This window comes from Gallibacterium salpingitidis (assembly GCF_001678495.1).
Lineage (GTDB): Bacteria > Pseudomonadota > Gammaproteobacteria > Enterobacterales > Pasteurellaceae > Gallibacterium > Gallibacterium salpingitidis.
Genome location: NZ_JTJL01000016.1, coordinates 1 through 15,759, shown reverse-complemented (window position 1 = coordinate 15,759; position 15,759 = coordinate 1). Strand labels below are relative to the sequence as shown.

At 38.6% G+C, this 15,759-nt stretch carries 15 protein-coding genes; 7 read left to right on the top strand and 8 right to left on the bottom strand.

All coding sequences use genetic code 11. The features are described from left to right. Positions 1 to 146: 146 nt before the first annotated feature. Genes rpe through trpS form a run of 3 tightly spaced genes read left to right on the top strand, consistent with a single transcriptional unit; the run spans position 147 to position 2,523 of the window. Positions 147 to 821, top strand: a complete 675-nt coding sequence (gene rpe, locus QS62_RS04660; protein WP_066106644.1) for a ribulose-phosphate 3-epimerase — start codon at positions 147 to 149, stop codon at positions 819 to 821. A gap of 22 nt (positions 822 to 843) precedes the next feature. Next, positions 844 to 1,503 carry a phosphoglycolate phosphatase gene (locus tag QS62_RS04655; protein ID WP_066106640.1) on the top strand — a complete coding sequence of 220 codons (660 nt, stop codon included), beginning with the start codon at positions 844 to 846 and terminating at the stop codon, positions 1,501 to 1,503. A gap of 18 nt (positions 1,504 to 1,521) precedes the next feature. Then, complete coding sequence (trpS, locus tag QS62_RS04650) at positions 1,522 to 2,523, top strand: tryptophan--tRNA ligase (protein ID WP_066106637.1); 1,002 nt, start codon at positions 1,522 to 1,524, stop codon at positions 2,521 to 2,523. A gap of 37 nt (positions 2,524 to 2,560) precedes the next feature. Here the strand turns inward: trpS and ilvA are convergent, their stop codons facing one another. From ilvA to ilvG, 5 genes are read right to left on the bottom strand one after another with little or no spacing between them, the layout of a single operon-like run. Then, positions 2,561 to 4,111 (bottom strand): threonine ammonia-lyase, biosynthetic, encoded by a 1,551-nt coding sequence (gene ilvA / locus QS62_RS04645; RefSeq protein ID WP_414146316.1) that lies wholly within the window; start codon positions 4,109 to 4,111, stop codon positions 2,561 to 2,563. 11 nt (positions 4,112 to 4,122) lie between these two features. Further along, positions 4,123 to 5,958 carry a dihydroxy-acid dehydratase gene (ilvD, locus tag QS62_RS04640; RefSeq protein WP_066106635.1) on the bottom strand — a complete coding sequence of 612 codons (1,836 nt, stop codon included), beginning with the start codon at positions 5,956 to 5,958 and terminating at the stop codon, positions 4,123 to 4,125. Positions 5,959 to 5,970: 12 nt separating this feature from the next. Further along, positions 5,971 to 6,969: a RhuM family protein gene (gene rhuM / locus QS62_RS04635; protein ID WP_066106632.1), complete on the bottom strand. Its 999-nt coding sequence runs from the start codon at positions 6,967 to 6,969 to the stop codon at positions 5,971 to 5,973. Positions 6,970 to 6,988: 19 nt separating this feature from the next. Further along, on the bottom strand, positions 6,989 to 7,216 hold the full coding sequence (gene ilvM / locus QS62_RS04630; RefSeq protein ID WP_066106628.1) for an acetolactate synthase 2 small subunit: 228 nt from the start codon (positions 7,214 to 7,216) through the stop codon (positions 6,989 to 6,991). A gap of 1 nt (position 7,217) precedes the next feature. Beyond that, positions 7,218 to 8,873 carry an acetolactate synthase 2 catalytic subunit gene (gene ilvG, locus QS62_RS04625; RefSeq protein ID WP_066106625.1) on the bottom strand — a complete coding sequence of 552 codons (1,656 nt, stop codon included), beginning with the start codon at positions 8,871 to 8,873 and terminating at the stop codon, positions 7,218 to 7,220. Positions 8,874 to 9,231: 358 nt separating this feature from the next. Here ilvG and QS62_RS04620 point away from each other — a divergent pair, with 358 nt between their 5' ends. Then, complete coding sequence (locus QS62_RS04620; RefSeq protein ID WP_066106622.1) at positions 9,232 to 10,053, top strand: Cof-type HAD-IIB family hydrolase; 822 nt, start codon at positions 9,232 to 9,234, stop codon at positions 10,051 to 10,053. A 2-nt stretch (positions 10,054 to 10,055) separates the two neighbouring features. Then, the gene (locus tag QS62_RS04615; protein WP_066106619.1) at positions 10,056 to 10,439 is read left to right on the top strand and encodes a fluoride efflux transporter FluC; all 384 of its coding nucleotides are present in this window, start codon (positions 10,056 to 10,058) and stop codon (positions 10,437 to 10,439) included. Here QS62_RS04615 and folA read toward each other — a convergent pair. The 3 genes from folA to QS62_RS04600 form a co-directional block, all read right to left on the bottom strand. Continuing rightward, positions 10,419 to 10,907, bottom strand: a complete 489-nt coding sequence (folA, locus tag QS62_RS04610) for a type 3 dihydrofolate reductase (RefSeq protein ID WP_066106617.1) — start codon at positions 10,905 to 10,907, stop codon at positions 10,419 to 10,421. The two genes, QS62_RS04615 and folA, sit on opposite strands and share 21 nt — an antisense overlap. Positions 10,908 to 10,915: 8 nt before the next feature. Continuing rightward, a complete protein-coding gene (gene pheA, locus QS62_RS04605; RefSeq protein ID WP_066106613.1) occupies positions 10,916 to 12,067 on the bottom strand; it encodes a prephenate dehydratase in 1,152 nt (383 codons plus the stop codon). 110 nt (positions 12,068 to 12,177) lie between these two features. Then, positions 12,178 to 12,528: a helix-turn-helix domain-containing protein gene (locus QS62_RS04600; protein WP_039134891.1), complete on the bottom strand. Its 351-nt coding sequence runs from the start codon at positions 12,526 to 12,528 to the stop codon at positions 12,178 to 12,180. A gap of 129 nt (positions 12,529 to 12,657) precedes the next feature. On the opposite strand from QS62_RS04600, the gene QS62_RS04595 reads away from it, so the two are divergent. After that, complete coding sequence (locus QS62_RS04595; RefSeq protein ID WP_066106611.1) at positions 12,658 to 12,843, top strand: ESPR domain-containing protein; 186 nt, start codon at positions 12,658 to 12,660, stop codon at positions 12,841 to 12,843. Positions 12,844 to 13,367: 524 nt separating this feature from the next. Beyond that, positions 13,368 to 15,518: an autotransporter outer membrane beta-barrel domain-containing protein gene (locus QS62_RS04590; protein ID WP_066106608.1), complete on the top strand. Its 2,151-nt coding sequence runs from the start codon at positions 13,368 to 13,370 to the stop codon at positions 15,516 to 15,518. The last annotated feature ends 241 nt before the right edge of the window (positions 15,519 to 15,759 follow it).

Sequence of the window (15,759 nt, the reverse complement as noted above, 5' to 3'; positions counted from 1 at the left end):
TTGAAAACATTTTTTAAGCATGGGTACTCTCCCCCATGCTTTTTTTTATTTCAATGACATACCTTCTTTACAACTAAACCTTAAAATTGATCTGATTAAGTAGTACACTATCGGAACTTGTTTGACTTCAACAGAAGAGGCTTACCATGAAACCTTATTTAATTGCACCATCTATTCTTTCTGCTAATTTAGCTCATTTAGGTGATGACGTGAAAAATGTGCTAGCCGCTGGTGCTGACGTGATCCATTTTGATGTAATGGATAATCATTATGTACCCAACCTTACCTTTGGTCCTGCTATTTGCCAAGCACTACGTGATGACGGCATTACCGCTCCGATAGATGTACATTTAATGGTAAAACCTGTTGATCGTCTTATTCCTGATTTTGCGAAAGCGGGTGCAACTTTTATTACTTTCCACCCTGAAGCAAGCGAGCATATTGATCGCTCTTTACAACTAATTCGTGATTGCGGCTGTCAAGCTGGTTTGGTTTTTAATCCTGCCACACCATTAAGCTATCTTGATTATGTTATGGATAAAATTGATATTATTTTGATTATGTCGGTAAATCCAGGTTTTGGTGGACAATCATTCTTACCTTCTGCTTTAGTCAAATTACAACAAGCTCGCGAACGTATTAAAGCAAGTGGTCGAGATATTCGTCTTGAGGTCGATGGCGGTGTCAAAATTGATAATATCGCTGAAATCGCACGTGCTGGTGCCGATATGTTCGTTGCTGGTTCTGCTATTTTTGGTAAGCCAGATTATCAGCAAGTCATTAGTGCGATGCGCCAACAACTTGCGAGCGCCAATCTATAACAATAAAAAATAAGGAAATTATATGAGTCAATTTAAAGCCATTGGTTTTGATCTGGATGGAACGATCGTAAATAGTCTACCAGATTTGACGTTAGCCGTTGGCAATACCTTTCAAGAATTCAATCTACCTCGTCCTAGCGAAGATAACGTATTAACTTGGATTGGTAACGGTGCCGATATTCTATTAGCTCGTGCCTTAGAATGGGCAGGTGCAACACCAGATCAAACCACTTTACAACAGATGAAAGCTCGCTTTAATGTGCATTACGGTGAGAACATTTGTAATAAAAGCGTGTTGTATCCACAAGTGAAAGAAACTTTAATCAGCCTTAAAGAACAAGGTTTCTTACTTGCTATCGTCACCAATAAACCAACACAACATGTTGTGCCGGTGCTTAAAGCCTTTGGCATTGATCATTTATTTGCGGAAACGCTCGGCGGACAATCTTTACCAGCGATCAAGCCACATCCAGCGCCACTCTACTACCTTTGTGGCAAATTCGGTATTTTACCGAAAGAATTATTATTTGTTGGCGATTCTAAAAATGATATTTTAGCTGCTCGCGCTGCCGGTTGTGCAGTAGTGGGTTTAACTTACGGCTATAACTATAATATTCCAATTGCGGAATCAAATCCTGATTGGGTATTCAGTGATTTTGCAAACATTTTAACCATTGTGTAATCGAATTAAGGAAAGAAAATGAGTAAAAAACCTATTGTATTTAGTGGTGTTCAGCCTTCTGGCGAATTGACTATTGGTAACTATCTCGGTGCATTACGCCAATGGGTAAAAATGCAAGATGACTACGAATGTCTATTCTGTGTGGTAGATTTACACGCCATCACCGTTCGTCAAGATCCAGAAGCTTTACGCAAGGCAACACTCGACGTGTTAGCGCTTTATCTCGCTTGTGGTATTGATCCAAAGAAAAGTACGATTTTTGTACAATCACATGTTCCTGAGCATGCGCAATTAGCGTGGGTATTAAATTGTTACACCTATTTCGGTGAAATGGGTCGTATGACGCAATTTAAAGATAAATCCGCACGTTATGAAGGCAATGTCAGCGTTGGCTTGTTTACTTATCCTGTATTAATGGCTGCCGATATTTTGTTATATCAAGCCAAACAAGTACCAGTTGGTGATGACCAAAAACAACACCTCGAAATCACGCGTGATATTGCCCAACGTTTTAATGCACTTTATGGCGATATCTTCACTATCCCAGAAGTGTTTATTCCTAAAGCTGGTGCACGTGTTATGTCACTTCTTGACCCAACTAAGAAAATGTCAAAATCTGATGACAACCGTAACAACGTGATTGGTTTGTTAGAAGATCCAAAAGCAGTAGCGAAGAAAATTAAACGTGCAATGACCGATTCTGAAGAGCCACCTCGTATTAAATTTGATATCGAGAATAAACCAGGCGTATCAAATCTATTAAGCATCTTATCGGCAATTACGGACAAACCAATTCCAGAATTAGAAGCAGAATTTGAAGGTAAAATGTATGGCCACTTAAAAGGCGCTGTAGCTGATGAAGTTTCAGCAATGCTTACTCAATTACAAGAACGCTACTATCATTTCCGTAATAATGAAGAACTGCTTAATCAGATTTTGCGTGAAGGTGCAGAAAAAGCGAAAGCCAAAGCGAAAGAAACTTTAGAACAAGTCTATAAAGCAGTGGGTTTTGTACTATAAAATCAAATAAATAGCCCCTCGTTGAGGGGCTTAGTTTTTAACTTAAGAAATAACGATACGCCTTACTATCAGTAACATCTTGGCAAACATACCCTAACTTACTAAGGTGTTGTTTGAAGTCATCCAAATCATCCTTTTCAAATTGGAAGCCAGCCAAAATATTGCCATAGTCAGCGCCATGTGCACGATAATGGAATAATGAAATATTCCAATGCGTTCCTAATGTTTCCAGGAATTTTAACAAAGCGCCTTTTTGCTCTGGGAATTCAAAGCTATACAGACGTTCTAATTTATCGCTATTTGGACGTCCGCCGATCATATAACGAATATGAGTTTTTGCGACATCATCATCTGTCATATCTTCGACATAAAAACCAGCTTGGCTTAAATCATTAATGATTTCCGCTTTTTCCGCTTCATTAATGGTACGCACCCCAACAAAAATACAGGCTTTCTGCTCATCGGCATAACGATAATTAAATTCTGTCACCGCTCGATTACCCAATAAATGACAGAAAGTTAAAAAACTTCCTTTTTGTTCAGGAATCGTTACCGCTAATAAAGCTTCTCGATTTTCCCCAATTTCACAACGTTCGGAAACGTAACGCAGAGTATGGAAATTCAAGTTTGCACCAGACAAAATCGCTGCCAGATTTTCACCTTTAATTTGATGCTGACGAGCATATTTCTTTAATCCTGCTAACGATAAAGCACCTGAAGGTTCAGCAATTGCGCGGACATCTTCAAATAGATCCTTCATTGCCGCACAAACTTCATCACTATCTACTAACACAACATCATCAAGATATTGTTGGCATAAACGGAAAGTTTCATCACCAATGCGTTTTACCGCTACCCCATCAGCAAATAAGCCTACACGCTCTAAATCAACAGGTTTCTTCGCTTGTAATGCCGCATATAAACAAGCAGAATCTTTGGACTCCACCCCAATTACTTTAATTTCCGGCATCATTTGCTTAATCAATACGGCAACGCCTGCCGCCATACCGCCGCCGCCGACAGGCACAAAAATTCGATCAATATCAGAATTTTGTTGTAGCATTTCCATTGCTAATGTGCCTTGTCCGGCAATTACTAACGGATGATCAAATGGCGGAATAAACGTCATTTTTTTGCTTTGCGAAAGCTCTATTGCTTTTGCTTTCGCTTCATCAAAGTTCGCTCCATAGAGCAATACTTCTCCACCAAAACCTCGTACTGAATCCACTTTAATACTTGGTGTATTTTGCGGCATCACAATTAACGCTTTTAAACCTAATAATTTTGCTGATAAAGCTACACCTTGCGCATGGTTGCCAGCAGAAGCAGCAATTACGCCTGCTGCTTTCTGTTCGGCGGTTAATGTGGATAACATTGCATAAGCACCACGCAATTTAAAACTATGTACAGGCTGACGATCTTCACGCTTAATAAAGATTTGATTATCTAAGCGATTTGACAGTTTTTCCATTTTTTGCAACGGCGTTACCTGCGCTGCTTCATACACCTTTGAACCTAATTTAACAATAGCTTTTAAATATTCAGTTCCGCTTGGCTGCGCTGCTGCCAATAATGTTTGCATATCCATATCAGTACCGCTTATAGTTTGCTACGGTCACGTACCGCACCTTTATCTGCACTGGTTGCTAAAGAAGCGTAAGCTTTTAGTGCATAGGAAACATGACGTTGGCGATCTTTTGGTTTCCAACCATATTGATCTTTTTCCGCACGACGTTTACTTAATTCTGCTTCATCGACTAATAACTCAATCTTACGTTGTGGAATATTAATCGAAATTAAATCACCATCTTCGACTAAACCAATCGTACCGCCGTTAGCCGCTTCTGGAGAAACGTGACCAATTGATAAGCCAGAAGTACCACCTGAGAAACGACCATCAGTTAATAATGCACACGCCTTACCTAGCCCCATTGATTTTAGATAACTTGTTGGGTAAAGCATTTCTTGCATACCTGGCCCGCCTTTTGGACCTTCATAACGGATCACTACAACATCGCCAGCAACCACTTTACCGCCTAAAATCGCTTCTACTGCAGCTTCTTGGCTTTCATATACTTTTGCTGGGCCTTTGAAAGTTAAGATGCTTTCATCCACTCCAGCAGTTTTCACGATACAGCCATTTTCCGCTAAGTTTCCGCTTAACATCGCTAAACCACCATCTTGGCTATACGCATGCGCTTTATCACGAATACAACCTTGTTGGCGATCATCATCTAAACTATCCCAGCGGCAATCTTGTGAAAAGGCTTCGGTAGTACGAATCCCTGCCGGACCTGCACGATAGAATGTCTTCACCGCATCACTAACATCACGTTTTACATCATATTGGTTTAATTGTTGTTCTAACGTTAAACCTAATACGGTATGTGTTTGATTATTCAATAAATGTGCTCGATCTAGTTCACCTAAAATTCCCATTACACCACCAGCACGATGCACATCTTCCATATGGTATTTATTAGTATTTGGCGCCACTTTACATAAGCAAGGAACAACACGAGATAGACGATCAATATCCGCCATTGTGAAATCAACTTCCGCTTCTTGCGCCGCCGCTAATAAATGCAATACGGTATTAGTTGAACCACCCATTGCAATATCTAAACTCATTGCATTGTTAAAGGCATCTTTAGTCGCAATTGAACGAGGTAATACAGAAGCATCATCTTGTTCATAATAACGGCGGCAGAGTTCCATAATTTGTGAACCTGCTTGTAAGAACAATTGTTTACGATCAGCGTGAGTTGCCAAACAAGAACCATTACCCGGTAAACTTAAACCTAATGCTTCTGTTAAGCAGTTCATTGAGTTAGCGGTAAACATTCCTGAACAAGAACCGCAAGTTGGGCAAGCTGAACGCTCAATAATTTCACTATCATGATCTGAAACGTCTGGATTTGCTCCTTGGATCATAGCATCCACTAAATCTAAACGAATTAATTGATCAGAAAGTTTGGTTTTTCCGGCTTCCATTGGGCCACCAGAAACAAAGATTGTTGGAATATTAAGACGTAATGCCGCCATCAACATTCCCGGAGTGATCTTATCGCAGTTAGAAATACAGACCATCGCATCAGCACAATGCGCATTCACCATATATTCTACAGAATCAGCAATTAATTCACGTGATGGTAAGGAATAAAGCATTCCACCATGTCCCATAGCAATCCCATCATCTACGGCAATAGTATTGAATTCTTTCGCAATACCACCTGATGCTTCAATTTGTTTCGCGACTAATTGTCCTAAATCTTTCAGGTGTACATGCCCTGGTACAAATTGTGTAAATGAGTTAACCACTGCAATAATTGGTTTTCCAAAATCGCTGTCTTTTACTCCTGTGGCACGCCATAAGGCTCGCGCGCCAGCCATATTGCGGCCTTGAGTACTGGTCGCTGAACGTAATTTAGGCATAATCTCTCCAATCTATAATTTGTTTTCTTTTAACACGATAAAATGTTCGATTAATCGAATCATTAACTCTTTTTGTTCCGGCAGACTTTCTGCCACCAATAATGCTAATGCAACAAGCGTATTATCATTAATTAGCTGTGATACTGGTTTTGCTAACAAATGTTGATTTAACCGCAAATACCATAAAAATAGAAATGACCCTGTTCTTTTATTACCATCTGCTAACGGATGATTCTTAATTACAAAATACAATAAATGAGCAGCTCGACTAGCAACATTAGGATAGAACAATGTATCACCAAATCCTTGTTCTATAGTTGCAATTGCTGATGCTAAACCATCACCACGAACTTGTGCAAACAACTCCGTAGCCTCACCTTTAGCGATCAGTTCTTGCTTTAATGCAGAAATGGCTTTCAATACTTCATCATATAGCAATGCAATCATATGATGTTGTTTTGCAGTATTTTCCTTTAAGCTTTGTTCATCATAGGCTTGTAACAGGCTCCAACTCTTAGCATAATCCTGCACTACCTGAATCACAGCTTCACCTTCAGTATTAAGCAATTGTTGATTTAACAAAGTACGACTAAGAAGTTCAACAGTTTGCTGATAATCAATACCTCGTTCTTGTAGCCGTTTTTCATTTAACGTATAACCATCAATTAAATGTTGTTTTAAGGTTTTTGTCGCCCATTGACGGAATTGCACACCTCGTTGAGATTTTACTCGGTAGCCAACAGAAATAATGACGTCAAGGTTATAATGTTCAATATTTCTACTAACCTGACGATTACCCTCTTTTCTAACTATCCGGAAATTCCGGATAGTTGAATTTTGCTCAAGCTCTTTCTCTTTAAAAACATTCTCAATATGATCATTAATAGTACGCACATTTTTCCCAAACAGTTCTGCCATTTGAGACTGCGATAACCACACCGTTTCTTGTTCAAAAGAAACTTGTAAGGAAACTTGTCCATCTTGACTGGTATAAATCTGTATTCCGCTCATAGTCAACAAAATCCAGTATTTAGCTTAATACTGTAACATCAGTAATTCCATATAACTTCACTAATTGATTCGTTAATAGCGATAACTCTCGTTCGCTGCGTAATGAAATTTGCAATGTAAGTTGTTGTTCTTGCAATTGACTAGTTAGTGCTGTTGCTACAAAACCACGATGTCTAACCACACGTAAAATTCTTTCCAATGTTTCTGGTCGCCATTCCGCTTGCACTGAAATCTGATAATTATTCATTTTATACTCCAATGTCCTCTAGCATTTCATCATTTTTTGCACCAGGCGGCACTAACGGCCACACATTTTCATCTTCATGAATACAAACGTGCAATAAATAAGGTCCTTCTGCATTTAAAAGACGATCTAACGCTGCATTAACTTCACCACCTTTTTCAATGCGTTCTCCCGGAATATCAAATGCTTTCGCTAACATAATAAAATCAGGATTATCTTCTAAGATCGTTTCACTATGACGACCGCGGAAAAATAATGTTTGCCATTGACGCACCATTCCCAAACGTTGGTTATCAATCAACAAAATTTTCACTGGTAACTTGCCACGTTTGATCGAACCTAATTCTTGGATATTCATCATAAATGAACCATCGCCTGTTACTAAAATAACCGGATCTTCTGGTCTTGCTTTCTGTGCACCAATTGCTGCTGGTAAACCAAAACCCATTGAACCAAATCCAGCAGAAGTAATATAGTTTTTCGGATCAAAGTGCTGCATATGCTGTGCTGACCACATTTGGTGCTGCCCAACATCAGTAGAAATCACACTATTTCTTGCTCGTTTTGCAGATAAAGTATGCAATAACCACCAAGGATTGATATTGTTATCACCGCTATTCTCTGCATAAGCAAAATCATAGCTCTCTTTTAAACGTCTAACATCATTGCGCCATTCGTCAATTTCTAACGGCATTGTCAACGCCGCCAAAACTTGTTTCATATCGCCACGAATTGCCACATCAGCATGACGCAATTTATTAATCTCTGCGATATCCACATCAACATGAATAACTTTCGCTGATGGTGCAAAGCTATCTAGTTTTCCAGTTACCCTATCATCAAATCGAGCACCTAATACCACCAATAAATCGCTCTCTTGTGCTGCATAGTTAGCCGCTTTTGTGCCATGCATACCAATCATTCCCATATAATATGGATTATCTGCTGGTAAGGTTCCTAAACCTTTAATCGTTGAAAAACTTGGGATTTGACTAACAGCAACAAATTGACGCACTTCCTCAACAGCATTCGCCATTCCTACACCACCGCCAACATATAACACTGGTCGTTTTGCTTGTTGCAATAGCGTTTTTGCTTGTTCTAATAAGGCATTATCAATAGCAGGAAGTGATTGAATTGGTTTAACGATAGGTTGTTGCTGAATTGGTGCGAATTGAACATCTTTTGGAACATCGATTAAAACTGGGCCTGGTCTGCCGCTTTGCGCTATTTGGAAGGCTTGTGCCATTATTTCCGGAAGTTCCTCGATATTTTGCACAATAAAACTATGTTTTGTACAAGCAAGCGATAATCCTAATACATCGGCTTCTTGGAACGCATCAGTACCGATAAAAGGTGAAGCTACTTGCCCTGTTATCGCCACGACCGGAATAGAATCCATCATCGCATCGCCTAATCCAGTCACTAAATTCGTTGCACCAGGTCCAGATGTTGCGATACAAACTCCAACTTTACCGCTCGCTCTGGCATAACCGATCGCCGCCATCGCTGCACCCTGTTCATTACGGCAAAGTAAATGATCTAATCCTGAATCATAAATCGCATCATACACTGGCATAATTGCGCCGCCAGGATAGCCAAAAATTGTGGTCACTCCATGTGCTTTTAAGCATTCTGTAATAAATTTTGCACCATTCATTATTTAATTCCTTGACTACATTATAAAAAAACCCTCACCTGAAAGGGCGAGGGTTCATCTGACCTAAAATCTTTTATTGAAGTTTTATCAGCTTGTACCACTCACCTCGTAGTGCTAATCACCACGAGGTTAATAATAATGCCGATAAAACGAATAGAATTCATAGTTTCAATATCCAATGTGGGTCTAAGTATGTATGTTGTGTGCTTTTGAGCGTCTTTATTGATATCACATTTTTTGAATTAATCAAACTATTTTTTAATAAAATTTTTTAATTTTATTAGAACGTAAAAATATCCCCAGAAAATGGCTATTTTTGCTAACATATATTCTTTTTTAGGGAACAATAAGGAACATTATGCGCAGTTTACTTCCTTTCAAATTAGTGGCGTCAGATCTTGACGGTACACTCCTCAATGCTCAACATGTTGTCGGTTCATTTACTATTGAAACATTAAGAAAATTAGAAGAAAAACAAGTTGATATCGTTTTGGCTACAGGCAGAAAACACGAAGATGTTTTTTCTATTGTGGCAAAAATTGGCATTGAAAATATTCAAATTATTACTTCAAATGGTGCCAGAATTCATGACCTCTCTGGGAAATTACGTTATAAAAACGATCTTCCTAGCAATCTCGCTTTAGAAATTATGAATACACCTTTTGATAAGGACAAAATTTTTGTTAATTCTTATCAAGATGCTGGTTGGTTTATCGATCGTGATATTCCACAAATGGCGAAATATCACAAAGATTCTGGTTTTAGCTATCAAATCACTGACTTTCGTCATCATGATGCTAGCGGTACAGAAAAGGTCTTTTTCATTGCTAGAACGCAAGCGGATTTACTCGATTTGGAACAATATTTACGCCAGACTTATGGCGATAAAACCGAAATTGTTTATGCCTCACTCAACTGTTTAGAAATTATGAATAAAGATGTTTCTAAAGGGAATGCGTTAAAAAAAGCGCTTGCTGATCGCCACTACACTGCACAAGAATGTTTAGCATTTGGTGACGGTATGAATGATGAGAGTATGCTAGATTTTGTTGGTAAAGGCTGCATTATGGCAAATGCCAATCCTGCATTAATCAAAGCCTTACCAAATTTAGAAATTATTGGACACCATGGCCATGAAGCTGTGGCAAGTTATTTACGCGCTACATTTAATTTGATCTAACTATGTTTCAACTACTTTATATCGCTGGCGGTGCAGCAATAGGCGCTTCTTGTCGTTGGGGATTAAGTCTATTGCTTAATCCTGTTTTCACCACTTTTGCTTTCGGCACTTTGATTGCCAACTATTTAGGCTGTTTATTAATGGGGATTATGAGCGGTATGCTGCTTACTTATCCAATGATCAGTAATGAATGGCGTCTATTTTTTATCACCGGTTTTCTTGGCAGTTTAACCACTTTTTCCTCTTTTTCCGGTGAAGTGGTTGGAATTTTTCTTGATGGGCAATGGTGGACAGGGCTAGGCGTAGTTTGCTTACATTTATTCGGCTGTTTAGCCTTTACCCTGCTCGGTATTGGTTTATGGCGTTTACTTTACTTGGCGTTTTAGAATTTTAAAACAATAAGCGTACTGATTTTTCTCATCGGCTTGGTGAGTTTCACTGAAACTCACTTGCCAATCCTCTGTATTAATCGCTGGGAAAAAAGTATCGCCAGCCAATTCCGTTTCAATTTCCGTTAAATACAAACGATCCGCCTGCGCTAATGTTTCCGCAAACAGATGACCACCACCAATAATCATCACTTCTTCTTGATCAGCGACTAACGCTAACGCATCAGCAAGACTCGCCGCAACTTCAATATTTTCCGCCGTAAAACCCTGTCTTGATAACACAATATTGCGTCGTTTTGGCAATGCCTTACCAATCGACTCAAACGTTTTCCGCCCCATAATTACTGGTTTATTCAGCGTATTTTTCTTAAACCACGCTAAATCAGCCGGTAAATGCCAAGGCATTTGATTATCCAAACCAATGACGTGATTTTTTGTCATTGCCACAATTAAACTTAACTTCATTTTTGACCTCAAGCAGGCTTTACAATATTACTTGGATAACAGCCTAATACTTTGACGAAACTACAATAGGTTTGTAATTCTTGTAATGCTTGCTGCGTACTCTCTTGATGTAAATTGGCTTCAATTTCCACATAGAACATCTCTTCCCAAGGCTTACCATAAATTGGGCGAGATTCTAATTTACTCATAATAATTTGATGTTTTTTAAACACTAACAACGCATCAACCAAAGCACCAGCTTGCTGCGTAGTGGACATTAGCAATAAGGTTTTTGCACTCACTTGTGGTGAAACTTCAATCGCTTGTTTACTTAACACAATAAAGCGCGTGATATTGTTGACTTGGTTAGCAATACCATCTTGCAACACCTGTAACCCATAGAGTTTACCACCTTCCGCATTGCCCAATGCCGCCACATTCGCCCGATTAATTTTCGCCACCAACTGCATTGCGTGCGAAGAACTTTCACAATATTTAACGTGTACGCCCTGCAATGAATTGATAAATTGACTGCATTGCTGAATCACTTGTGGATGGCTATATAGCGTGTCAATCTGTGCTAAATCAGTCGGCTGTGAAATCAACACACAATGTTGAATCGGATAAGTCAATTCACCGACCAGATGCAAGTCAGTATGCTGCAATAAATCATAGACATCATTGATAGAACCGGAAGTGGTATTTTCCAACGGCAAAACCCCATAATCCGCTTTGCCCTCTTCTACCGCCGCAAACACTTGACGGAAAGATTCACAACTTAATTCAATCAACTCCTTTTGATAACGCTCCGCATACTGACGTGCTGCCAAATTGGAGTAGGAACCCAACATTCCTAAAAAAGCGATATGAATTTGATTATTGCGCTGCTGATTCAGTTTATTCTGCAAATATGCCTGTTGCGTCAACACTGAATCTTCAATAATTTTTTGGAAAACTTCTGTGATATATTGCGGATTTAATTGATAATTTTGACTATCTGCATAACGAATTAACGCATCCAACAGTTGCTGTTCGCGCTCAATATCTCGCAACGGTTTTTTTGTGATCTCTTTACTTTTGACCACATCATAAGCAACCTGATGACGTTCAGCCAATAAACGCAAAATCTCGCGATCAAGTTGAGTAATTTTTTGACGAATTTCGGTTAAATCTAAACTCATACCATTATCCTTTGTTAGGCAAGCTGTTACTGATTATAAAGAATCTACACGCTTTAACAACTCATAGCCTATACAATTCCGACAAAAGATAGCGATAACTTTGTCATAAATTAATCTTCCCTATGCTGTTTCCAATTTAGCATTCGTTCAATAATATTAATCAGTTCTGCACGCTCATAACCGTCTAATCCAATAAATAAGAGTTCTAATTTTCTAGCCTGATCCATTGAGCGATTACTACTGAGGGTAACTAAATCCGCGACTTCACAATGAAAAATTTCTGACAATTCCAATAGCCTTAATACAGAAGGAACTGATTTTCCACGCTCCATTCTTGATACCGCATCATTGCTAATATCTAATTTTTCGGCTAATTCTGCTTGCGTCATCCCTACTGCTCGCCGATATTTTGCAATTGCTTGTCCAATTGTTCGTAATAATTGTTCACTTTTGCCCAACATAGCTAACTCCTTACTATTAAAGGAGAAATAATAGGTCTTGACTTCTTTTCATAAATAGCAGAACATACTTAGAGTATGTGATGTGGACTGCTATTTCTTTAAATAACCCTCCGAGATAAGGAACTTCTTATGAATCATATCTATCGTTTAGTTTGGAATGCTATTCGGCAGTTATGGCAGTGTGCTTCTGAAAATACCAGAACAAAGGGTAAAACCAGCACAGTAAAAGCCGTGATAAACACTCAATTTACCCCCCCCCTCCTCTTCTATATCCTTATAAATTTGTCTTTAATGTTTTCGTTGTTGCTATTTTAGGAACAATATCTTTTCCTACCTGGGCGGAGAATTTTGCCTGTCAAAAAGAAATTACAACAGCAGGAATTTATACCGTATCTGAAAGGTGCGACTACGGAGACCACTTCCTAGATGGGGGGCTTACTATTAATGTTGGCAAAGATCAAAATGTTACCTTACAAGGAAGTAGCCCCTCTCAAGGAAAAATCTCCACTAAGTCTCATTACTACGAAGGAGCGATTAGTGCATATAAAATTGGCTTGTTAACTATTCAAGATTTGATTATTGATTCTCCTTATAGGAATGGGATTTATATAAATAATCATTCAATTCGTGGCGAAAATTATTTTTCCTCTCTGGTTGTTAAAGGAGGAACCATAACATCGAAACGTGCAGCTATTCAGACTCAGAGTGCTCTCGATATTACAATATTGGGGGCTAACCTAACAGGGCGAGGATATAGAGGAGAGCTTAGTGCTAGTAGTATTGAGTTGATTAATACTCGTAGTCTTACGGTCTCTGATACAATTATAAAAGGGGAATATATGGGGATTCTTGTTAGAGAGGCTGATCGTTATCAGCGATTTAATACGCGAGTAATGATATCAGGAAATACCAAAATTATTCCAATAGAAGATACCGAGCAATTTGTGGCAATTGGGTTTTTTGATCTCAAGATGTATCATTTTTCTATAAGAGATGAAAATATATATCTAACACCACCTTTAATTCGGAATGTATTAGATTTGGCAACTGACCCTAATAATATTCAAGGATTGGTAGCATCTGTAGCTTGGTATAAGTATGAGCCTTCTAAGTTTGGATTTATTCTACGAAATACCAATACATTGAGCTTGAATGGAGATAATGACTTGTCTTTAAATCTGAGCGAATTTGGTATAAATGAAAAAGATTTAAAGATAAGAGCTTCAGATTACAGCATTATAGAGCTCACATCAGGTAAAAAATTCTTTGCTTTTGATACGATTGAGAAAAATGGTTCAGGTACCTGGACCCTTTCGGGGATCTTAGCTGAAGGGATTATTACTGGTCATGAAGAGGAATATAGAAAATACATAGATTATATTCCTAATAACTCTCAAGACATCACTATTCCGGCAAGCCCAGCATTTTCCATTAATGAAGGTAAAATTGCATTAGCACCAAATACCATTGTGCATACCGATATAGTAGTTAATCCAAATGGTACTTTGTATTCCCAGGCTGGAGGTAAACAACTGGTTGATTCGTTAACGATAAAAGGCACTTATCAAGTCGATGTTAATAGTCATAGCGATTACAGCCAATTACATAGTGCCAAGGATATTGTGATTGATGATGGTAGTAAACTTTATGTGTATGCCGATAAGCTACAAGGTGGTGATGATACTTTCTTAAATGTGTTAAGTACTGATGGGGTGCTGAAAGGACGTTTTAATCCGAAAATAGAAGATAATAGTATATTATTTGATTTTACTGCGATATATGACCCACAAGCGATGCATTTAAATGTTAAAGCTACTCCTGTATCAGAACCTGAGCCAACTCCGGAACCTAACCCAACCCCAGAACCTAACCCAACTCCAAATCCTACTCCTGAACCGAAGCCAGGCTTAATTAAACATCTGGTGAAACAAGCGTGTGATGATTGCTTAGTTCCAGTAGCAGCTAGCTTAGATAAAATTAAAGCATCAGCAGACAATGATATTGCTTTTGGTTTAATAAAATTAAATAGTGAAAAAGAGGTGGTTAAAGCGGTAGAACAACTTCAGCCATTACTTGGTATTCGTACCAGTCGAGTCATAATAGAAGCAACCGATACTTTAACAAAAGCAATACCGACAGGACGTTGTTTAGTGGATACTGATGAGAATCAAGTGTGGGCAAAAGTGTTAGGTGAATGGAATGAGCGAGATGGATCATTTGGATTGTCAGGCTATCAAGCTAACCATTATGGTATTGCAGTAGGTAATGAACGTTGCGTCACTGAGAATACCAAATTAGGTTTAACAGCAGGTTATATTAAAACTGATGCAGATAGTTATGATTCATCAGCTAATCATAACTTAAAAGCGGATACTTGGCAGGTTGGTGTATATGGTAATACTGTCTTAACCCCACAATGGGATATTGATTTTTATGCAGGAGTTGGTCAATCTTATTTAGATGGAAAACGTCGGTTAACTTTCTTAGAGCGGACAGCGGAAAGTGAAATGAAAGCGAATCATTTTCGAACTGGTATCACATTAAATAGAGAATTCCAAATTAATCCTCAAACGAAAGTAACGCCATTCTTGACATTAGATTATCAACGAGTTGAAGTCGAAGATTATATAGAGAAAGGAGCAAAAGACTTTAATTTCGCCGTTGATAAACAAAGCACTGAGGCCTTTATGGCAAAACTCGGTATTAAAGGGGATTTCCAAATTAATGAGCGTTTAAGTTTACAAGCGAAAGCGGCAGTTGGATACGATATGACCTATCGAGGTAATTATTTACGTGCTGGGTTTGTGAATTATCCAAAATATCGATTTACGTTGGAAGAGTGTGACCCATCTCGCGTAACAGGTGAACTTGATGTAGGTGCAAAATATCAAATCAGCCAAAATGTGGCATTGGGTGCTGGTGTACAATCCACATTTGCGAAAGGGTTTAATTCGGTTGCTGGAAATGTGAATTTATCAATTCAGTTTTAGACTGCATAAAATATAGATATTAAACCTCGCTGAAAAGCGAGGTTTAGTTTATTGACAAAGTCAATGATAAAACTTTTAGTTAAATTATTTCTTATCTAACATTTAGGTTTCGCCCTAAAGGGCGACTTCATTTTATTCGCAAGTGAACTTCATTCACTTGCTCACCCTACGGGTCGTTGCAAGCAACGTTCAAAAAGCTAATGCTTTTTGTCATTGCTTGTGCAAAGGCCTAATAGACAAA